We start from the raw sequence: 19,501 nt of genomic DNA, 5'->3' as shown, positions 1-19,501 counted from the left end.
CACGGAGCCGGACATATCGGTGAATATCAGGACTTGGGCCAGGAGGCGTCGATGTAGTCGAGGACCGTCTTGGTGTCCTTGCCGTTGATCCAGTCGGTCATGCCCTTCCAGAAGGTGCCGGCGCCGACCGCGGCCGGCATCAGGTCCGAGCCGTCGAACCGGAAGACCGTGTCCGGGTCCTGGAGCATCTGCATGGAGAGCTTGTCGATCGGGTTCTGCGCCAGGGCCGGGTCGACGCCCTTGCGCGCGGTGACATAGGTGGCCAGCTTCATCCGGGCCGCCGGGAACTCCGCCGAGGCGAGGTATGCCTGCACGGTCTGGACCTCGGGCCGGTCGGTGAAGGCCGCCACGAACTCGCCCGCGCCGAGGACCGGCTTCTTGGCCGGGTCGTTGCCCGGCAGGTAGAAGGCGAACACGTCGCCGTCCTCGGCCACCTTCGTGCCCTCGGGCCAGAAGTTGGCGTAGAAGGACGCCTGGCGGTGCAGCGCGCACTTGCCCTGCGTGATCGGGACGCCGCCCTCCTGGAAGGCGGTGCTGGCGATCGACTTCACCGGGCCGTAGCCGCCGTTGACGAACTTGTCGTTCTTGAGGATCGCGCCGACCTTGTCGACCGCCGCGACGACCTTGGGGTCGTTGAAGGCGAGCTTGTGGCTCACCCAGTCGTCGTAGCCCTCGGGACCGATCTCGCGGAGCAGGACGTCCTCGATCCAGTCGGTGGCCGGCCAGCCGGTCGCGTCACCCGACTCGATGCCCGCGCACCACGGCTTGATTCCGGCGCCGGCGATCGTGTTGGAGAGCGTCATCAGCTCGTCCCAGGTCGTGGGGACGGTCCAGCCCTTCTCCTTGAACATCTTCGGCGAGTACCAGACGAAGGACTTCACGCTGGCGCCCAGCGGCGCGCCGTAGAAGGTGCCGCCGACGGTCGCGTATTTGGCCCAGTCGGGCGACCAGCCCTCGTCGGTCAGCCGCTTCACCTCCGCCGAGGCGGGCTTGAGCTTGCCCGCCTTGGCGAAACGCTCCAGCAGGCCCGGCTGCGGGAAGAAGGCGATGTCCGGCGGGTTGCCGCCGTCGGCGCGCACCTGGATCTGGGCCTCGAACTCGCCGGTGCCCTCATAGGTGATCTTCATCCCGGTGCACTTCGCGAACGGCTTCCACGCCTGCTCGAAGAGGTCGGCCTCGGTGTCGCGGATCGGAGAGTAGATGCTGACGGTCTTACCCTCGTGCTTGCCGTACTTGCCGAAGGCCGCGCATTCGGCCGACGCACCGCCGTCTCCGCCGGCCGACGGCTTGGGCTCCGTGGATCCGCAGGCGGCTACGGTCAGCGCCAGTCCGATGGTGCTCGCCACCAAGGTGACGCGGTTGGTCCGTGAGAGGAGCGACATGGACCTTCCTCCATATGGTTGCCGGGAAAGTGTGAGAGCGCTCTCTGGAAGAATTGTCTGCCCGCGTTCCCGCTGTCAATAACTGTGATATTACAGTTACAGTCCCCATTTTCTTGACAGGCAACTCAGACAACCATGATGCTCCAAAGAGAGCGCTCTCACACTTCCCGGAACAGAATGGAGCGGTGAAGACATGACCATGTCCGCCGAAAAGTCCTACGTTCTTGAGGACTCCGGCGTGCTGAGGTTCCCCGAAGGCTTCATCTGGGGCGCCGCCACCGCTGCCTACCAGATCGAGGGCGCGGCGCGGGACGGCGGCAGGGGCCCCTCCATCTGGGACACCTTCTCCCGGACCCCCGGCAAGGTGCACGCCGGGCACACCGGCGACGTGGCCTGCGACCACTATCACCGCTACCCCGACGACGTCCGCCTCATGGGCGACCTGGGCCTGCACGCCTACCGCTTCTCCGTCTCCTGGCCTCGCATCCAGCCCGACGGCTCCGGCCCGGCCAACCCGCGCGGCCTGGACTTCTACGACCGCCTGGTGGACGAGCTGCACGGGACCGGCATCACCCCGATCGCGACGCTCTACCACTGGGACCTGCCGCAGACCCTGGAGGATCGGGGCGGCTGGACCAGCCGGGAGACCGCCGAACGGTTCGCCGAATACGCCGCGATCGTACACTCGCGGCTGGGCGACCGGGTCGAAACGTGGACCACGCTCAACGAGCCCTGGTGCTCGGCCTTCCTCGGCTACGCCTCGGGCATCCACGCGCCGGGCCGCGCCGAGCCGGGGCTGGGTTTCGCCGCCACCCACCATCTGCTGCTCGGCCACGGGCTGGCGGTCAGGGCACTGCGCGCGGCGGGCGCGGACCGGATCGGCATCACGCTCAACCTCGCCCCCGTGCTCGGCGACGACGCCGAGGCGGTCTCCATCGTCGACGGCCTGCAGAACCGGATCTTCCTCGACCCCGTGCTGCGCGGGGAATACCCCGCCGACGTGGTGGAACGGGCCAAGCGCTACACCGACTGGTCCTTCGTCCAGGACGGCGACCTGGAGACCATCGGCCAGCCGATCGACCTGCTCGGCGTGAACTACTACCACCCGCATACCGTGGCCGCCCGCACCGGCGCGCCCGCCAACCCGGCCTATCCGGGCAGCGAGGGGATCGACTTCCCCCGCCCCGACGTGCCCAGGACCGCGATGGGCTGGCCGGTCCAGCCGTTCGGGCTGACCGACCTCCTGGTACGGCTGTCGCACGACTACCCCGGCACCCCGCTGATCATCACCGAGAACGGCGCCGCCTTCGACGACGTCGTGGAGGACGGCCACGTCCACGACACCGGCCGCCTGTCCTACCTCGACGGGCATCTGCGCGCCGCCCACGCCGCCATCGAGGCCGGCGCCGACCTGCGCGGATACCTCGTCTGGTCACTGCTGGACAACTTCGAGTGGGCCGAGGGCTACGCCAAGCGGTTCGGCGTCGTGCACGTCGACTACACCACGCAGCGGCGCACCCCCAAGGACAGCGCGCTGTGGTATCGCGACGTCGTCCACCGGAACGGGCTGTGAGGGCCCGGCCGACTCTGGAGAAGGTGGCCGCCCGGGCGGGAGTGTCCCGGGCGACCGCCTCACGGGTGATCAACGGCTCCACCCGGGTGGCTCCGCGGATCCGCGAGGCGGTCAACCGCGCCGTGGAGGAGCTGGGCTACGTCCCCAACCAGGCGGCGCGGAGCCTGGTCACCCAGCGGGCCGACTCGATCGCCCTGGTCTTCCCGGAGCCCGCCACCCGCGTCTTCTCCGACGACCCGACCTTCGCCGGGATCATCCGGGGAGTCAGTCTGGAGATCGAGAAGGCCGACAAGCAGCTCGTGCTGATGCTCACCGGCCCGGACGGCAGCTACCACCGGGTCGAGCGCTACGCCACCAACGGGCACGTCGACGGCGTGATCGTCGCGTCGATGCACGGCGCCGACCCGCTGCCGGGGATCCTGACCCGGCGGGGCGTCCCGGTGGTCTGCGGCGGACGGCCCGGCGTGCCCGGCGACCTTCCATACGTGGACATGGACAACACCGGGGGCGCCGAACGCGCGGCCCGGCACCTGGTGGAGCAGGGGCGCCGCCGGATCGCCGCCATCGCGGGCCCCCAGGACATGATCGCCGGGATCGACCGGCTGACCGGCTACCGCAACGCCCTGCGCGACTCCGACCGCCGCTCCATCGTCGCGGTCGGCGACTTCACCCGGGAGTCCGGCGCGGTCGCGATGCGCCAGCTCCTGGCCGACGACCCGGAGCTGGACGCGGTGTTCGTGGCCAACGACCTGATGGCGCTGGGCGCGCTGCGGACACTGCGCCGGGCGGGCCGGCAGGTCCCCGGCGACGTCGCCGTCGTCGGCTTCGACGACATCCCGGCCGCGGCCTACGCCGACCCCCCGCTGAGCACCGTCCGGCAGCCGACCGTGGAGATGGGGCGGCGGCTGGCCCGCATGGTGCTGAAGCAGGAGGAGGGGACCCCGGTGGTGCTCCCCACCGAGCTGGTGGTGCGGGAGTCTACGAGGAAGTCCTGACGACGAGCTCCGTGGGCATGATCAACGGGTCGGTGGGGCCGTCCTCCAGGAGGCCGAGCAGCAGGCGGACCATGGCCGCGGCCTGCTCCGCGTGCGGGTTGCGGATGGTGGTGAGCGGGGGGTCGGTGTAGCGGGCGGCCTCGATGTCGTCGAAGCCGACCACGGCCACGTCGTCGGGGATCCGGCGCCCCGCCTGCCGCAGCGCGTGCATGGCGCCGATCGCCATCAGGTCGTTGGCCGCGAACACCGCGTCCAGCTCCGGGTCGTCGGCCAGGAGCTGGCGCATCGCGACCGCGCCGGACTCCCGGGTGAAGTCGCCGACCGCGATGATGGAGCGGCGGTCGGAGTCGTGGAGCACCTGCCGGTAGCCGGCCAGCCGGTCCTGGCCGCCGATCATGTCCAGCGGCCCGGCGATCGTGGCGATCCGCCGCCTCCCCCGCTCCAGCAGGTGACGTACGGCGGTGGCCGCGCCGCTGACGTTGTCGCTGTCCACGTACGGGATGGCGACCGGCACCGCGGGCCTGCCGTACGAGACGACCGGGACGCGCAGCCGGGTGAGCGCCACGGGCAGCGGGTCGGCGCCGTGGCTCGACACGAGCATGACGCCGTCCACGTGACCGCCGGCGATGTAGTGCTCCACCCGGGCGTGACTCTCCGGCGACCCGGCCAGCAGCAGGACGACCTGCATGTGGACGGCCTCCAGCTCGATGCTGGCCGAGCGGATCACGGTGGAGAACATCGGGTCGTCGGAGAACACCCGGTTCGGGGGCTCCGAGACGACCAGCGCGATCGAGTTGGTCCGCTGGGTGACCAGGTTGCGGGCCGCGCCGTTGGGGACGTAGCCCAGCTCGTTCACCGCCCGCAGCACCACGTCACGGATGTCCGGAGTGACCGTGGTCTGGCCGTTCACCACCCGGGAAACGGTCGACCGGGAGACCCCGGCACGGGCGGCGACCGCCTCCAAGGTGGGTCGTCTCATCTAATCTCCCAGCAGTCCGTTCCGCTTGATGACCTCGCGGTACCACAGCGCGCTGTCCTTGAGCAGGCGCCGCTGCGTGGCGAAGTCGACATGCACGATGCCGAACCTACGCCGGTAGCCCTCGGCCCACTCGAAATTATCCAGCAGCGACCAGACCAGATAGCCCCGCACGTCCGCGCCCTCCGCGATCGCGGCGTGCACGGCGCGCAGATGGCCGTCCAGGTAGCCGGTCCGGCCGGCGTCGTGGACGCGGCCGTCCTCCACGACGTCGTCGAAGGCGGCGCCGTTCTCGGTGACGACCAGGCCGACCTCGGGGTAGTCGTCGGCCAGCCGCAGGAGCAGCCGGGACAGCCCGTTGGGCACGATCGGCCAGCCCATCGCGGTGACCGGCACGTCGACCGTGCGGAACCGGACGTCCTCGCTGCCCGGCCATGCCGCGTCGGCCGCCTCACCGGGCCCCGACTCCACCACGCACGGGTTGTAGTAGTTGACGCCGATCATCTCGATCGGCTGGTTGACGGTCTCGAGGTCTCCGTCGCGGAGGTGCGCGAGGCCGCCGTTGCGCTCGGCGATCGCGAGCAGCTCCGCGGGATACTCCCCGCGCAGCGCGGGGTCGAGGAACTGCCGGGTGAGCAGGGCGTCGATCCGCCTGACCGCCTCGGCGTCCGCCGGCGACGGAACGGCCGCGGGGTCGTCCACCTGCGCCGGCGTGATCACCGGTGCGAGGTTGAGCACCAGCATGATCTCCTCGGCTCCCCCGGCGCGGAGCGCCTGGGTCGCCAGCCCGTGGCCGAGCAGCAGGTGGTGGGCCGCGCGCAGGGCGGCGGCCGGATCCCGCCTGCCCGGCGCGTGCACCCCGTTGCCGTAGCCGAGGAAGGCGGCCACCCACGGCTCGTTCAGGGGCGTCCAGTGCTGGACCCGGTCCCCCAGCCGCTCGTGCACGGCCCGCGCGTAGTCGGCGAAGCGGTGGGCGGTGTCCCGCTCGGGCCAGCCGCCGGCGTCCTCCAGGGTCTGGGGCAGGTCCCAGTGGTAGAGGGTGGCGTACGGCGTTATCCCGGCCTCCAGCAGCCTGTCGACCAGGCGGCTGTAGAAGTCCAGGCCGCGGGGGTTGATCCGGCCGGTGCCGTCGGGCTGGACGCGGGGCCAGGCGACGGAGAAGCGGTAGGCGCCCAGGCCCAGCTCGCTCATCAGCCGGACGTCGTCGGCGTAGTGGAAGTAGTGCTCGCAGGCGACGTCGCCGGTGTCGCCCCCGGCGACCTTGCCCGGTGTGCCGGAGAAGGTGTCCCAGATCGACGGCAGCCTGCCGTCCTCCTTGACCGCGCCCTCGATCTGGTAGGACGCGGTGGCCGCGCCCCAGACGAACCCGCCGGGGAAGTCCGCGCGGCCCTCCGTGAGGGCCGCCCCCCGAATGCCGACGACGGTCATCCCTTTACCGCTCCTTGCATGATTCCTCCGATGATCTGTTTACCGAGCAGGGCGAACACCACGACCAGCGGCAGGGTGCCGAGTGTGGTGCCCGCCAGGCCGAGCACGTAGTCGTTGACGTATCCGCTGGCCAGTGTCGACAGGGCGACCTGCACCGTCGGATCCTCCGGGGTCAGGACGACCAGGGGCCAGAAGTAGTCGTTCCAGACCGACATGAAGGTGAGCATGCCGAGCACGGCCGCCGCGGGGCGGGCGACCGGGAGCACGACGTGCCAGAACAGGCCCCAGGTGGTGCAGCCGTCGACCCGGCCGGCCTCCAGCAGCTCGGTCGGCAGCGCCCGGGAGAGATACTGCGTCATGAAGAACACGCCGAACGCGTTGACGAGCGCGGGCACGATCAGCGCGTACATGGTGCCGGTCCACTCCAGCTTCACCATCAGCATGTACAGCGGGATGATGCCGAGCTGGGTCGGCACCATCATGGTCGCCACGGTGATCAGGAGCAGGGCGTTCCTGCCGCGGAAGCGCAGCTTGGCGAAGGCGAAGCCGGCCAGCGTGGAGAAGAACATCACCGCGAGCGCGACGGAGCCGGAGACCAGGACGGAGTTGACCATCGCCAGGGCGAAGGGGACGGTGTCGAACACGCGGGCGACGTTGGCGAAGAAGTTGCCGCCGGGCAGCAGCGGCGGCGGGACCTCCGCCAGGGCCGCGTTGTCGCGGGAGGTCACCACGATGCTGTAGTAGAGCGGCAGCATCGAGAAGAACGCCACCGCCGCCAGGGTGAGATAGGTGAGCCTGCGGGCGGCGCCGGAGCGCCGGGCCGTGGAGACGGCGGCGCGGGCGCTCACGTCAGCCCTCCCTTCGCGCGGCGGGTGATCAGATAGTTGACGCCCGCGACCAGGACGATGAAGACGAACATCATCCAGGAGATGGCCGAGGCGTAGCCGAAGTCGAGCTTGGTGAAGTTCTCGTAGATGAACAGCGAGAGCGTCTGGTACTGCCGGTCCGGCCCGCCGGAGACGCTGTAGGAGCCGAACAGCAGCGGCTCGGCCAGGATCTGCATGGCACCGATCGTGGAGGTGATGACGACGAAGACGATGGTGGGCCGGATCATCGGGATGGTGATCTTGCGGAGCTGGGCGGACCCGCTCGCGCCGTCGAGGGTGGCCGCCTCGTACAGCTCGCGCGGTACGGCCTGCATGGCCGCCAGGAAGATGAGGGCGTTGTAGCCCGTCCACCGCCACATGATCATGACGGAGATGGCCGCGTGGGAGGTCAGCACCCCCTCGTTCCAGGCGACGCCCCCGACGCCGAACCAGGACAGCATCCAGTTGATCATGCCGAAGTCGCGGCCGAACAGCTGGCTGAAGATGACGACCACCGCGACCACACTGGTCACGTTGGGCAGCAGCAGCGTGATGCGGAAGAAGGTCTGCGCCCGCAGCGGCCGGTTGAGCAGGTGGGCCAGCCAGATGGCCAGCAGCAGCTGCGGGACGGTGGACAGCACCCCGATGGACAGGGTGTTGAAGGTGGCGTTCCAGAAGTAGTCGTCGGCCAGCAGCGTCCTGAAGTTGTCCAGGCCGACGAAGGTCTGCTCGTCCGACAGCAGGGTCCACTCGTGCAGGCTCACCCAGGCGGTGTAGGCCAGGGGGAACAGCCCGAACGCGGAGAACAGCAGGAAGAACGGGGCCACGTAGGCGTACGGCGAGCCCTTGACGTCGAGCTGGTGGACCAGGTGGCGGTGGAGACGGTGGCGAGGGCCCACCGGCCCGTCGGGTGGGACCGCCGCCAGGCGATCCGGCGCGCGGGTGGCCATGGCAGCTCCTTTCGGCGATTCGTTGGGGCGGGGGGCGGACGGCCCGTCGTGGGGTCGTGGGTGGGAAGGGGACGGGAAGGGGCGGCCCGCCGGAGACGGGAGGCAGGCGGCCCGCCGGGGACGGGAAGGGGACGGGAGGCAGGCGGCCCGCCGGGGACGGGAAGGGGACGGGAGGCAGGCGGCCGGCCGGCGCGGGACCAGCCGGCCGGAAGGGTTACTTGATCCTGCCGACGTCCTTGAGCGCCTGCGCCCAGGCCTCATCCGCGTTCTGCTTGCCCTGCTCCACCCGCTGCAGGCCGTCGCCGAAGGCCTTCAGGATGTCGCCGGCCTTGGGCCCGACCTTCTGCGGCTTGAGCGCCTTGGCGGCGTCGGTGAAGATCTTGCCGATCGGGGCGTTGCCGAAGTACGGGTTGACGAACTCCGCCACCGCCGGGTCGTCGTACAGAGCCGGCAGCGAGGGCAGCGCGCTGGCCTCCTTGAAGAGCGTGATCTGGCTCTCCTTGCTGGTCAGCAGGTCGATCAGCGCGGCGGCCTCCTTGGGGTGCCTGCCCTGCTTGGGCAGCATCAGGTGGGTGCCGCCCTGGTTGCCGCCGCCGCCGGGGACCGCCGCGATGTCCCAGGCGCCCTCGCCGGGCTTCTGGTCCTTGATCGTGCCGGTCTTCCAGGCCGGGCAGACCATGGTGGCGAAGGTGCCCTTGGCGATCCCGGTGTTCCACGGCGGGGTGAAGGCGGCGAGCTTGGCCGACAGGCCGCCATCGATGATCTTCACGGCCATGTCGTAGGCCTTGCGCACCTCCGGGTTGGTCCCGGCGATGATGTTGTACTGGTCGTCGTAGTAACCGGTCGGGGCCTGCTCGACCATCGCGCGGAAGTGCTCGCCCGGGCCGTCGGTGAACTTGGCGCCGTCCACCTTCGCCGCGACGAACTTCTTGCCCGTCTCGACGTACTGGTCCCAGGTCGGCCAGAGCGCCGACACCTCGCCACGGTCGGCGGGCAGCCCGGCCTTCTTGAACAGGTCGGGGCGGTAGCACATGGCCAGGCCGCCGACGTCGGTACCCAGCCCCATCAGCGAGGAGCCGTCGTTGGAGACGCCCAGCTGCCACTTCCAGTCCAGGTATTCGCTCTGGCGCTTGTCCAGGCCGTAGTCCTTGAGGTTGTGGAACTTGGCGGGCACAGGGGTGAAGGCGCCGATGTAGCCGCCCTCGACGGCCACGATGTCCGCGGCGCCCGCGCCGGTGGTCAGCTGCGTGATGAGGTTGGTGTGGTGGTCGTTGAACTGCGCGCGCCGCTCCACGATCTCCACGTTGGGGTGGGACTTCTTGAACTCCTCATACAGCGGCGCGTAGTGGAAGTCGCTGAACAGCCCGACGGTCAGCTTGATCTTCTCCGCCGGCGCCCCGGAGGCCGTCCCGCCGCCTGCGGTGGCACCACCGCTGTCGCCGCCGCAGGCGGCGAGGCCCATGGCCAGCGCGGGGACGACGGCCGTCGAAGCGAGGAACCGGTGGCGTAGCTTGCGCATGGAACCCTCCCAGGGTCCTCATAAGTGATCATGAAGAGAGCGCTCCCTGAGCAGATTGATGGCAGTGGAGTTACGTGTCAACGGCCTCTCGGATAACGATCACTGTTACCTGTCCGGCCACAATTGGAGAGCGCTCTCCCAAATATCATGACGTTTCCCCAGTTCAAAAGGGGTGCAAGAGCGCTATTACAAGATCAATGGAGCGCTCCCACTAAAGGCTGGCCATATTGACGTCGCGCTGCGGCCATATTCCACGGCCCCGGGCCGGGCCTTGACAGCTCTGGAGGCTCCGGCCAATCTGCTCTTGCAGAGAGCGCTCCCCAGCGTTCCGATCAGGGCCCGGTGCGCCGCCAGCCACCCGCGGCGTGGATGCCCCCGTCCACGTGCAGGGTGGTCCCGGTGACGAACCCAGCCATCTCACTCGCCAGGAACACCACGGCGGCCCCGGCCTCCGCGGGATCGCCCAGATGGCCGAGCGGCGGCAGCCGTACCGGCTCGAAGGGCAGCGGGTCCGCCACCACGCGCTCCCGCACGGCCTCCTCGCCGCCGGTGGGGAGCGCGTCGGGCGCGACGGCGTTGACCCGGATCCTCCGGGGAGCCAGCTCCAGCGCGAGCGAGCGGGTCAGGCTCTCCACGGCCGCCTTCATCGCGGCGTAGACCGCGAACCCGGGCGCGGCCTGGTGCGCCTCGCTGGAGGTGACGTTGACGATCGACGCCCCCGGGGCCATCAGCGGCAGAAACTGCCTGATCACGGCGGTTACCTGGGTGAAGTTCTCGGCGATCAGCGTGCTCTCGCCCCGCGGGGAGGTCTCGGCGAAGGCCGCGTGGAAGGTCCCGCCGGCATTGTTGACCAGCACGTCCACCCGCCCGAACCGCTCCCGCACCGCCTGGCCGAACACCTCCAGCGCGACCGGATCCCGCACGTCCATGGTCATCGTGAGCGTGTCGAACCCGTCGATCGGATCCCGGTCGCACAGCGCCAGCTCCGCGCCGAACTCCCGCAGGCTCTCCGCGATCGCCCGCCCGAGCCCCCGCGCCGCGCCGGTGACGACCGCGACCTTCCCGGCGAGGAGGATCTCCTCCGGGGTGTACGGCTTGCGCATCCCACCTCCACGGGTCCCCTTGAGAGTACGACGCCGGGGCCCTCGCGTCCCTCTGCCTCTCATACGGCCGCCGGACCCCGTAGAGTCGTCCGGCCGGTCGGAAACAGGCCGGCACGTATCCGATCAAGGAGAGCCACGTGGCACTGGAGAAGCCGGAGATCGACTTCCCGGAGGGCGACGCGCCCACCGAGCTGCAGATCGTCGACATCGTCGAGGGGGACGGCCCGGAGGCCAAGCCGGGGCACCAGGTCAGCGTGCACTACGTCGGCGTCGCCTTCTCCACCGGCGAGGAGTTCGACGCTTCGTGGAACCGCGGTGACACCTTCGAGTTCCAGCTGGGCGGCGGCCAGGTCATCGCGGGCTGGGACCAGGGTGTCGCGGGCATGAAGGTCGGCGGCCGCCGCCGCCTCACCATCCCGCCCCACCTCGGCTACGGCAACCGCGGCGCGGGCGCCCGCATCAAGCCTGGTGAGACGCTCATCTTCGTCGTGGACCTGCTCGGCGTCAGCTGACGTCCCCGTGACGGGCCACTCCGCTGCCAGGGGTGGCCCGTTTCCCGTGGCTGGACCGCTCCGAAAAGCGGAGCTCCGCTCTCCCGGAATGTCACCCCCAGCTTTTAGGCTGGCCTTGTGTTGTTGATCGACCTTGCGCGCACCTCCACGGCCGTGGCGGCCGACTCCGCCAGGCTGGCGAAGATCGGCCATCTCGCGGAGCTGCTCGGCCGGGTCGGACCGGACGAGGCCGAGATCGCCATCGCCTATCTCTCCGGCGAGCTGCCCCAGCGTCACATCGGCGTGGGCTGGGCCGGCCTACAGGATCCGCCCGATCCGCGCCTGGCCGCGACCGCCACCCTGCGCCAGGTCGACGACCTCCTCGACCGCATCAAGGCCCAGGCGGGCCCCGGCTCCCAGGCCGCGCGCAGATCCCTGGTCACCGAGCTGTTCGGCGCGCTCACCCGCCAGGAGCAGACCTTCATGGTGCGGCTGCTCCGCAGCGAGCTGAGGCAGGGCGCGCTGGACGGAGTGATGATCGAGGCCATCGCGAAGGCGTCCGCCGTCCCGACGGCCGAGGTCCGGCGGGCGCTGACCCTCCGCGGCTGGCTGCCGGCCGTGGGAGCGGCCGCGCTCAGCGGCGGGGTCGAGGCGTTGCGGGCCTTCCACCTGGAGGTCGGCCGCCCGGTGTCGCCGATGCTCGCGCAGAGCGCCACCTCCGTCGCCGCCGCCCTGGGCAAGCTCGGCGGCCCGGCCGCGATCGAGTGGAAGCTCGACGGCGTCCGGGTCCAGGCCCACCGCTCCGGCGACGCGGTGAGCGTCTTCACCCGGACCCTCGACGACATCACCGCCCAGGTGCCCGAGCTGGTCGAGGCGGTCCGCGCCCTGCCCTCCCAGGACCTCGTCCTGGACGGCGAGGTCATCGCGCTGCGCCCCGACGGCCGCCCCGAGCCCTTCCAGATCACCTCCGGCCGCGTGTCCAGCCGCGTCGACGTGGCCCAGGTCCGCGCGAAGACCCCACTGCGCGTGTTCTTCTTCGACGCCCTGCGGGTGGACGGCGCCGACCTGCTGGAGCTGCCGGGCGAGGCGCGCCACGCGGCGCTGGCCGCGGCCGTGCCGCCGGAGCTGGTCACCCCCCGCCTGGTCACCGATGACGTCGCGAGCGGTGAGGCGTTCTTCGAAGACGTCATCAGGGCCGGCCATGAGGGCGTGGTGGTCAAGTCACTGCAGACGCCCTACGCCGCCGGGCGGCGTGGCGCCGGCTGGATCAAGGTGAAGCCCCGCCACACGCTCGATCTGGTCGTCCTGGCCGCCGAGTGGGGTAGCGGCCGCCGCGAGGGCAGGCTCTCCAACCTGCACCTGGGCGCCCGCGACCCGCGGACCGGCGGGTTCGTCATGCTCGGCAAGACCTTCAAGGGCCTGACCGACGAGCTGCTCGCCTGGCAGACCCAGCGCTTCCTCGAGCTCGCCGAGGGCCCCACCGACGGCTGGGTGGTCGCCCTCCCCCCGGTTCTCGTCGTCGAGATCGCCTTCGACGGAGTCCAGCAGTCCAGCCGCTACCCCGGCGGCATGGCGCTCCGCTTCGCCCGGGTGATCCGCTACCGCCCCGACAAGACCGCCGAGCAGGCCGACACCGTCGACATGGTGCGCTCCCTGATGCTCTGACCGCATCCGCATCCGCAGACGCGCGGACGCAGCCGCCCTCGACGCCCCGCGCCCTGAGCCACGCCCACCGGACGCCGCGCGGACACCCCCGCCGCTCCGACCGCATCCACCGGCAGCCACGCGCGGACAGCCCCCGCGCCCTGAGCCACGCCCACCGGCGCACGTGTGGACACCCCTGACCCACTCCACGCGTACCGGCGCCCCCGATGCCCTTGCCCGCACCCACCGGCAGCCGCGTGCGGACAGCCCCCGCATCCTGAGCCACGCCCACCGGCATTGCAGCGGGGAGACGGATCACCTACCGATCCGTCACGCTTTCTTGACCAGGTGACATAAGTCACCCTTGCGACATTAACTTGCCTTTACTACCTGTTTGTCGCATATGGTCGACCGCATTACGCGGGAAACACCCCTGTGCCCCGCCCTGGGATCGGCCGACGCGTATCCCCCACCTCCTCTGCCCCGTACGGCCCTCCCCTGCCCTGCCCCCGATTTTGGACCGTGGTTTCCTTGGGCCTGCACTCCTACACCCCGTCCCCCGACACGCCGTCCTCCAAGAAAGCGCTGATGAGCAAGCGGCGCCTGGTGGCGCTGGCCGCCGGCGTCACCGTGGTGGCCGTGGCCTCGACCACCGCCTGGGCCGTCTCCTCCGGCGGCGACGCCTCGCGGACGACCGCCTCCGCCGCTCTGACCAGCGCGCGGCAGCCAGGCGACCACTCCCCCGGCACCGCCCCGGACGGCTCCGCGCCTTCCCGGAGTCCGATGACCGGGAGCGCGACGGCCGCCGCCGACCAGATCACCTCGCCGTCCGCCAGTCCTTCCGCGGGTCCGTCCGCCTCTCTCCGGGCTCCGGCCGGACCGAGCACCGCGGCCACCCCTGCCAGGACCGCCGCCCCCAAGGCGGAGAGCACGTCCGCCCCCAAGGCCGCCCCCAGGAAGGAGAGCACGGCCGCTCCCAAGGCGGAGGCCGTACGCGACGACGCCGTCACCTCCAGGAAGGAGAGCGCGCCGAAGACCGACAGGGCCCGCACGCCGAAGAAGGCCGTCTCCAGGCCGAAGACCCACGTGGTCTCCACCGGCACCTGCGGCGCCTCCTACTACGCGGAAGGGCAGATGACGGCCAGCGGCGAGCGCTTCAACCCCGGCGCGATGACCGCCGCGCACAAGACTCTCCCCATGGGCAGCAGGGTCCGGGTGACCAATCCCGCCAACGGCGAGTCGGTGACGGTCCGGATCAACGACCGCGGCCCCTACGTGGGCGGACGCTGCCTCGACCTGTCCAAGGCCGCCTTCTCCGCCATCGGCAGCATCGGCGCCGGGGTCATGCGGGTCAAGTATGAGGTCCTCGGCACCTGACCACGGCCCGCCGGGCCGGATGCGTCGGCATCGACACCGGCATGCCCCAGGCCGAGCACGGAGCCCTCAGTCCCCTTGGCTCCCTCGGCCCCGGCCCGCCGGGCCGGATGCGGAACGGCCCGGCCGCCGGCCGTCAAGATCGAGCAGGATACGCTCGACGCCTGCTGGTGCAAGGAGATTGGGGTGATCACTCGTTGATCGCGGCCTTCACCCCGATCTGGACGCTGACGCTACTCGGCTACCTGGCCGGACGTTTCCGGCTGCTCGGCGCGGAGGCCGACCGGGTGCTCGGCGCCTTCGTCTTCCACCTCGCGATGCCGGCCGCGCTGTTCTCCGTTCTCATGCGGACCCGGCTGTCGTTCAGCTGGTCCGCGCTGGGCGCCTTCGCCGCCGGCACCGCCGTGACCATGGCCCTGGGCGCCGTTCTGAGCCGCCGGGTCTTCGGCCGGAAGCCCGGCGAGGCCACGATCGGTGCGATGTCCGCCGGTTACGTGAACTCCGCGAACCTCGGCATCCCTGTCACCCTGCAGGTGCTCGGCGACGCCACCTTCCTGACCGGGGTGCTGCTGTTCCAGGTCATGGTGATCACTCCCCTGGTGCTCGCGCTCCTGGACCGGGGCGCCGACCGGCGGCTCCGGCCGGCCCGGCTGGCAGGGCTGCCGCTGCGCAACCCGGTGATCCTCGGCCTGGCCGCCGGCGTGCTCTGCTCGGCCTCCGGCTGGCGGCCGCCCACGGTGATCACCGGATCACTCGCCCTGCTCGGCGACGCCGCCGTGCCCGCCGCCCTGGTCGCCCTCGGTCTCTCCCTGACCGTGCGCGGCCCGGGTCTGGCGGGCGAGCGGGCCGAGGTGCTGGCGCTGTCGGCCCTGAAACTGCTCGTCCAGCCGCTGCTGGCATATCTGTTCGGACTGCTGGCGCAGCTCCGCCCGGCCGAACTGCTCGCGCTGGTGGTCTGCGCCGCCCTCCCCACCGCGCAGAACGCCTACATCTTCGCCCGCGAATACGGTCAGGCCGATTCGGTGGCGCGCGGGGCGGTGATCACCAGCACCGCGCTGTCGATGCTCACCCTCGCAGTGATCGGCTGGCTGCTGGGGTCACCCGCAGCACCCTGACAGCGCCCTGAAGCATCGCCTTGGCAGCGCCCTGAAGCATCGCCCTGAAGCATCGCCCTGGCAGCGCTCTGACGCATTGCCCTGACCGCAGCGCACGATCCACCGCACCCCGCCCCTGATCCGATGGCCGCCTACTGGCTGGTCCAGCGACCGCCCACCGGCTGCGGCTTGGTGACCGCCTACCGGCTGATCAGGGAGCCGCCTACGGCTTGCCCTGCGGCTCCGGGCGGTCCTACTTCACCAGGCGCAGCGTGAGCGGGTAGCGGAAGTCGCCCTCGCCCAGCGCCGCCATGCCGCCGACCACGGACAGGACCACGCCTCCGATCCAGAGCACGGGCATCAGGACGAGGCCCACGACGGTGATCGCCAGCAGGACGGTGGCCCCGAGCAGGGTGAGCTGGAAGTTGAGCGCCTCCACCGCGTGCTTGCGGATGTAGGGCGAGGTCTTGCCCGCGGCGAGCAGCATGATCAGCGGGCCGATCGCGAACAGGCCGGCCAGCGGGAGCAGGTGCGCCGCCGCCGCGCCCAGGCGGTCTCCCCCCGTCTCGGCCCGCACGTTGTGATGGTGGCCCGGCGCCGTCCGGCCGGGCGGGTAGGGCATGGGGGCGACCGGGCGCGAGCCGTACAGCTCGTGCATGATCGGCATGAGGTCGCCATGGACGCGGGCCGTCATCGCCCGCTCCAGCCGGTCGTCGAACTCGAACTTGTCGAACCGCCCCTCCGCGTAGGCGGCCTTGACGTGCTCGACCACCTGCTCCCGGTCCTGGTTGCTCACCCTGAGGTCGGCGTGGCCGGGCCTCACGCCGGATGCCGGCACGCCTCCGTGCCATGGGCTCGCCACTGGTGTCGCTCTGCCTGCCATGGAACCGACATCCCTTTCGTCGCCGCTTTGCCTTTCATATTTGTCACTGATTTCCGTCCGGTCCATCCGGATGAACCCTTGGATGTCCCTTAGAGTCCACCCTGGCCTCCCACCATGAAACGTCCGGGAGAGGTATACAAGGAGTCATGAGATGGCGGGATCGCTATGGGTTGAGGCGTTTGCGCGGGCCGAAGATCGCCAAGTTCGACCGTGAGGCGACCGACGCCGACGTCGAGGCGCTCATCGCCTTCGCCAAGTCGCGTCGTGGCGTGGAGTTCTACGTCGAGCCGGAGACCTTCGCGACGGACACCACCGCGATGGCCATCGCCGACGACGGCGAGTGGACCCGGCGCCGGGTCGGCTCGCCCGCGGTGATCCGCAAGGTCGCCCGTGACCTGGCCCTCCCCGTCTATGACGTGCAGCTGACGGGTTATCCGCCCCGGATGCGGGCCTACAACGAGCGCCGCAGACGCGCCGAGGGCTGATCGATCACCCCGATGGGGGCTCCGGCTCCTCCAGCAGGGCGACCATGGGGAGCAGCCAGGCCGCCCGGGGGGTGCCCATCTCCTCCGCCAACTGCTCGGGGGTGGGCATCCTGTCGGTCAGCGCGTGCGGCGGGAGCAGATGGTGCAGTGCGTGCATGAGCAGATCCGCCATCGAGTAACCCGGGTCGATGGCCCGGGCCCGGCTGAGCGCGACGCCGGCCAGCGCGGAGTCGCCGTCGCGCCAGGCGACCACGCCGAGCAGGGATGCCGCCGGGGGCACGAATCTCGGCTCCAGCCGCCGGGTGAGGTCATGCCAGAGCCTGCGGTGGACGTCGTGGGTGCCGTCGGTGACGAGCGCCCACGCCTCGTCGCGGATCCGGATCACCGCCAGGTCCAGTCCGAGCCTGGCCGCCTGCTCGTCGTCGAGCCGCCCGCCGGAGGCGTAGGTGCCGATCGCCGCGCGGACCCGGGCCGTCCCGTCGGCGACGAACTCCGCCGCGAGCCCCTCGACGTCTCCGCATCCGGCGAGCCTGTCCCGCAGCTCCCGCGTGACGCGGGCCGTGATCCGGCGCATGGCCGGCCTCTCGGCTCCGCCGACGGGGTCGAGCGAGCGTTCCAGGGTCTCCCGGTCGGGCAGGGCGACCAGTCCGTGCACGGTGGCCTCGGCCGCGATCACACCGGCCCCCTGTCCGTACGGCGTGCCGTCCACGGGGCAGCAGTCCGCCCGGGAGCAGAGGTAGGACCAGTAGCGGCCGTCCTCCACCCGGAGGGCGTCGACGACTGTGACGTCGCTCCTGCGTAACAGCGTGACGGCCATGTCGACGGCGGGCGTCACCAGCGGGCCCGGGCCGTAGCCGATGACGATGACCTGGCCGACCCTCTCCGCGCGGAGCAGCGGGATGATCCGGTCGAGGGCCGGAGCGGCCAGAGGGAGGTCCCACCGGACGGTGAGATGGAGCCGGCTCCGGGACGGCCGCCCCTTCAGTCCGATCACGATCAGGCTGTCTGCGGGGTGGAACCCCACGAGGTAGGGGACGGCGCCGAGGACCTCCTCCGTGGAGCCCAGGAGCAGGCGGGGCCGGTCGGCAGGCGGGGCCGGGATGTCGGTTGTCATGGCCCAGAGCTTCGCCGGACCGCGCCCCGCGCCTGCACGCCGAACCGCGCTCTGTGGAGAGTCGCGGACTGTCCACAGCCAGGCGGGGTGAACGGAGGGAGAGCTCAGGCGACGGGCGCCAGGCGTGTGCGGACCATGATCGCGCCGCCCGCGACGGCGGCGGGCATCGCGACCACGGCGCCCAGGGGGATGAGGAAGAGCAGGAAGATGAGCACGCCGAAGCCGAGAGCCGCGGCCTTGTTCCTCCGGAGAAGGGCGAAGCGGCTCTTGCGCGCCATGCCGCGGCGCTCCATGGCCAGCGTGGTGAGCTCGACCGTGAGGAAGAAGCCCGAGACCAGGGCGCCCAGCACCGGCACCACCGTCTGCCCGACCACCGGCACGAAGCCCAGGAAGAACAGCGGGATGGTGAACAGCAGGACGTATCCGAGAGTGATCAAGCTGTCCTTGATGGACCTGGGGATCGACTTCCAGAGCGGGAGTTCATAGCCGCTCGGCACCTCGCCGTAGGTCTCCTCGACCTTCTCCGAGAGCTTCTCGTAGAAGGGGTCTCCCACGATCAGGGTCACCGCGGTGAAGGTCACCACGGACAGGACCAGCCCGGCTCCGAAGATCGCCAGCCCGACCAGGGCCCGGAGGGCGTTCCGTGCCGCCTCACCCCACCCGCTCGCGAACGGCGTCGCCCACTCCGCGATGTCTCCCGCGTTGGTGCCGAGGAAGTAGAGGCCGACCATGTAGAGCACGGACACGATCAGAGCGGGGATCAACCCGAACAGCCACCACCTGGGATTCCGCGCGACCCAGCGCAGCCCCTGCAGAAACAACCCGATGCCGTCCATAAAGGAGCGGAGAGGACCCATGCCCGGAAGATTAGCGGGATCGGTGGATCACCGCGCGACGGCACCGGGGACCACCACCCCGGCCCGCCCCGCCGCGGCGGCCCCTGCCCGAGAAGACGACGGCGCGGGACGGGTGGATGACGGGCGGGGCGGTCAGGCGCGCTGCCAGAGGGCGGGCACGGAGACGCCGAGGGTGGTCAGCAGGCGGCGCAGGAGGGGCAGGGAGATGCCCAGGACGTTGCCGTGGTCGCCGTCGATGCCGTCGACGAACCAGCCGCCGGCGCCGTCCAGGGTGAAGGCGCCCGCGACGGCGAGGGGCTCGCCGGTGGCGACGTAGGCGGCGATCTCGGCGTCGGTGGGGGTGCCGAAACGCACGACCGTGGCGGCCGCCTCGGCCACCTCCCGCCCGTCGGCGGCGTCGATCACGCAGTGGCCGGTGAGCAGCCGGCCCTCACGGCCGCGCATGCCCTGCCATCGGGAGACGGCCTCCTCGGCCGAGGACGGCTTGCCATAGGCCCGGCCGTCGAGCTCCAGCACCGAGTCACAGCCGATGACCAGGCCCTCGGTCAGGTCGCGAGCCACGACAGCGGCTTTCGCGCGGGCCAGCGTGAGGCAGAGCTCGCTCGGGGTGTCTGCGGTGACGGCCTCTTCGTCGACCCCACTGACGATCACCTTGGGGTCGAGTCCGGCGCTGCGGAGCAGGGCGAGGCGGGCGGGCGAAGCGGAGGCGAGAACGATCTGGGTCACGTCAATCGAGCCTAGCGCGGGTCGACCACCTCCCCTCGTCC

Annotated in this window: 18 protein-coding genes; 7 read left to right on the top strand and 11 right to left on the bottom strand. The window is 70.9% G+C overall.

The genetic code is table 11. The features are described from left to right. Nucleotides 1-26 precede the first annotated feature (26 nt). Nucleotides 27-1,382, bottom strand: a complete 1,356-nt coding sequence (locus tag ACZ6R6_RS12975) for an ABC transporter substrate-binding protein (protein WP_470092899.1) — start codon at nucleotides 1,380-1,382, stop codon at nucleotides 27-29. Between the two features lie 193 nt (nucleotides 1,383-1,575). Between ACZ6R6_RS12975 and ACZ6R6_RS12970 the strand changes: the two genes are divergently transcribed. Together ACZ6R6_RS12970 and ACZ6R6_RS12965 are read left to right on the top strand one after the other, a co-directional pair. After that, the gene (locus ACZ6R6_RS12970; protein WP_470092897.1) at nucleotides 1,576-2,955 is read left to right on the top strand and encodes a GH1 family beta-glucosidase; all 1,380 of its coding nucleotides are present in this window, start codon (nucleotides 1,576-1,578) and stop codon (nucleotides 2,953-2,955) included. Beyond that, nucleotides 2,952-3,950: a LacI family DNA-binding transcriptional regulator gene (locus ACZ6R6_RS12965; RefSeq protein WP_470092895.1), complete on the top strand. Its 999-nt coding sequence runs from the start codon at nucleotides 2,952-2,954 to the stop codon at nucleotides 3,948-3,950. The genes ACZ6R6_RS12970 and ACZ6R6_RS12965 overlap by 4 nt, the downstream gene beginning before the upstream one ends. Here the strand turns inward: ACZ6R6_RS12965 and ACZ6R6_RS12960 are convergent. The 6 genes from ACZ6R6_RS12960 to ACZ6R6_RS12935 form a co-directional block, all read right to left on the bottom strand. Continuing rightward, nucleotides 3,934-4,929, bottom strand: coding sequence for a LacI family DNA-binding transcriptional regulator (locus tag ACZ6R6_RS12960; RefSeq protein ID WP_470092893.1), 996 nt, complete (start codon nucleotides 4,927-4,929; stop codon nucleotides 3,934-3,936). The genes ACZ6R6_RS12965 and ACZ6R6_RS12960 overlap by 17 nt on opposite strands. Continuing rightward, nucleotides 4,930-6,354 carry a GH1 family beta-glucosidase gene (locus tag ACZ6R6_RS12955; RefSeq protein ID WP_470092891.1) on the bottom strand — a complete coding sequence of 475 codons (1,425 nt, stop codon included), beginning with the start codon at nucleotides 6,352-6,354 and terminating at the stop codon, nucleotides 4,930-4,932. Further along, the gene (locus ACZ6R6_RS12950) at nucleotides 6,351-7,202 is read right to left on the bottom strand and encodes a carbohydrate ABC transporter permease (protein ID WP_470092889.1); all 852 of its coding nucleotides are present in this window, start codon (nucleotides 7,200-7,202) and stop codon (nucleotides 6,351-6,353) included. Before ACZ6R6_RS12950 ends, ACZ6R6_RS12955 begins: the two co-directional genes overlap by 4 nt. Then, on the bottom strand, nucleotides 7,199-8,170 hold the full coding sequence (locus ACZ6R6_RS12945) for a carbohydrate ABC transporter permease (protein ID WP_470092887.1): 972 nt from the start codon (nucleotides 8,168-8,170) through the stop codon (nucleotides 7,199-7,201). The genes ACZ6R6_RS12950 and ACZ6R6_RS12945 overlap by 4 nt, the downstream gene beginning before the upstream one ends. Before the next feature lie 214 nt (nucleotides 8,171-8,384). Next, on the bottom strand, nucleotides 8,385-9,689 hold the full coding sequence (locus ACZ6R6_RS12940; RefSeq protein WP_470092885.1) for an ABC transporter substrate-binding protein: 1,305 nt from the start codon (nucleotides 9,687-9,689) through the stop codon (nucleotides 8,385-8,387). A gap of 332 nt (nucleotides 9,690-10,021) precedes the next feature. Beyond that, the gene (locus ACZ6R6_RS12935; RefSeq protein WP_470092883.1) at nucleotides 10,022-10,792 is read right to left on the bottom strand and encodes an SDR family NAD(P)-dependent oxidoreductase; all 771 of its coding nucleotides are present in this window, start codon (nucleotides 10,790-10,792) and stop codon (nucleotides 10,022-10,024) included. Between the two features lie 137 nt (nucleotides 10,793-10,929). Here ACZ6R6_RS12935 and ACZ6R6_RS12930 point away from each other — a divergent pair, with 137 nt between their 5' ends. From ACZ6R6_RS12930 to ACZ6R6_RS12915, 4 genes are all read left to right on the top strand, one after another. Next, nucleotides 10,930-11,304 (top strand): FKBP-type peptidyl-prolyl cis-trans isomerase, encoded by a 375-nt coding sequence (locus ACZ6R6_RS12930; protein ID WP_306866640.1) that lies wholly within the window; start codon nucleotides 10,930-10,932, stop codon nucleotides 11,302-11,304. Nucleotides 11,305-11,421: 117 nt separating this feature from the next. Then, nucleotides 11,422-12,948 carry an ATP-dependent DNA ligase gene (locus ACZ6R6_RS12925; RefSeq protein WP_470092881.1) on the top strand — a complete coding sequence of 509 codons (1,527 nt, stop codon included), beginning with the start codon at nucleotides 11,422-11,424 and terminating at the stop codon, nucleotides 12,946-12,948. A 501-nt stretch (nucleotides 12,949-13,449) separates the two neighbouring features. Then, entirely contained in the window at nucleotides 13,450-14,304 is an 855-nt protein-coding gene (locus ACZ6R6_RS12920; protein WP_470092879.1) for a septal ring lytic transglycosylase RlpA family protein, read from the top strand. A 194-nt stretch (nucleotides 14,305-14,498) separates the two neighbouring features. Continuing rightward, nucleotides 14,499-15,416: an AEC family transporter gene (locus ACZ6R6_RS12915; protein WP_470092877.1), complete on the top strand. Its 918-nt coding sequence runs from the start codon at nucleotides 14,499-14,501 to the stop codon at nucleotides 15,414-15,416. 232 nt (nucleotides 15,417-15,648) lie between these two features. On the opposite strand, the gene ACZ6R6_RS12910 is transcribed toward ACZ6R6_RS12915, so the two are convergent. Beyond that, nucleotides 15,649-16,233: a magnetosome magnetite crystal formation protein family gene (locus ACZ6R6_RS12910; protein WP_470092875.1), complete on the bottom strand. Its 585-nt coding sequence runs from the start codon at nucleotides 16,231-16,233 to the stop codon at nucleotides 15,649-15,651. 191 nt (nucleotides 16,234-16,424) lie between these two features. On the opposite strand from ACZ6R6_RS12910, the gene ACZ6R6_RS12905 reads away from it, so the two are divergent. Beyond that, on the top strand, nucleotides 16,425-16,763 hold the full coding sequence (locus ACZ6R6_RS12905) for a hypothetical protein (RefSeq protein WP_012893614.1): 339 nt from the start codon (nucleotides 16,425-16,427) through the stop codon (nucleotides 16,761-16,763). Nucleotides 16,764-16,767: 4 nt separating this feature from the next. Here ACZ6R6_RS12905 and ACZ6R6_RS12900 read toward each other — a convergent pair whose 3' ends face one another. The 3 genes from ACZ6R6_RS12900 to ACZ6R6_RS12890 form a co-directional block, all read right to left on the bottom strand. After that, the gene (locus tag ACZ6R6_RS12900; RefSeq protein WP_470092873.1) at nucleotides 16,768-17,877 is read right to left on the bottom strand and encodes a DUF4192 domain-containing protein; all 1,110 of its coding nucleotides are present in this window, start codon (nucleotides 17,875-17,877) and stop codon (nucleotides 16,768-16,770) included. A 104-nt stretch (nucleotides 17,878-17,981) separates the two neighbouring features. Next, a complete protein-coding gene (locus tag ACZ6R6_RS12895) occupies nucleotides 17,982-18,734 on the bottom strand; it encodes an EI24 domain-containing protein (protein WP_470092871.1) in 753 nt (250 codons plus the stop codon). A 132-nt stretch (nucleotides 18,735-18,866) separates the two neighbouring features. After that, a complete protein-coding gene (locus ACZ6R6_RS12890; protein WP_470092869.1) occupies nucleotides 18,867-19,460 on the bottom strand; it encodes a Maf family protein in 594 nt (197 codons plus the stop codon). Between the last annotated feature and the right edge of the window lie 41 nt (nucleotides 19,461-19,501).

The sequence above is a fragment of the Streptosporangium sp. NPDC048886 genome (genome assembly GCF_055586905.1).
Note: the sequence above shows the minus strand (reverse complement) of the source record. Positions and strands in the feature narration are given on the sequence as shown.

Coding starts and splice junctions, on each gene's coding strand:
- ACZ6R6_RS12975 (WP_470092899.1), bottom strand. CDS start 1,382: ATGTCGCTCCTCTCACGGACCAACCGCGTCACCTTGGTGGCGAGCACC.
- ACZ6R6_RS12970 (WP_470092897.1), top strand. CDS start 1,576: ATGACCATGTCCGCCGAAAAGTCCTACGTTCTTGAGGACTCCGGCGTG.
- ACZ6R6_RS12960 (WP_470092893.1), bottom strand. CDS start 4,929: ATGAGACGACCCACCTTGGAGGCGGTCGCCGCCCGTGCCGGGGTCTCC.
- ACZ6R6_RS12955 (WP_470092891.1), bottom strand. CDS start 6,354: ATGACCGTCGTCGGCATTCGGGGGGCGGCCCTCACGGAGGGCCGCGCG.
- ACZ6R6_RS12945 (WP_470092887.1), bottom strand. CDS start 8,170: ATGGCCACCCGCGCGCCGGATCGCCTGGCGGCGGTCCCACCCGACGGG.
- ACZ6R6_RS12940 (WP_470092885.1), bottom strand. CDS start 9,689: ATGCGCAAGCTACGCCACCGGTTCCTCGCTTCGACGGCCGTCGTCCCC.
- ACZ6R6_RS12935 (WP_470092883.1), bottom strand. CDS start 10,792: ATGCGCAAGCCGTACACCCCGGAGGAGATCCTCCTCGCCGGGAAGGTC.
- ACZ6R6_RS12905 (WP_012893614.1), top strand. CDS start 16,425: ATGAGATGGCGGGATCGCTATGGGTTGAGGCGTTTGCGCGGGCCGAAG.
- ACZ6R6_RS12900 (WP_470092873.1), bottom strand. CDS start 17,877: ATGACAACCGACATCCCGGCCCCGCCTGCCGACCGGCCCCGCCTGCTC.
- ACZ6R6_RS12895 (WP_470092871.1), bottom strand. CDS start 18,734: ATGGGTCCTCTCCGCTCCTTTATGGACGGCATCGGGTTGTTTCTGCAG.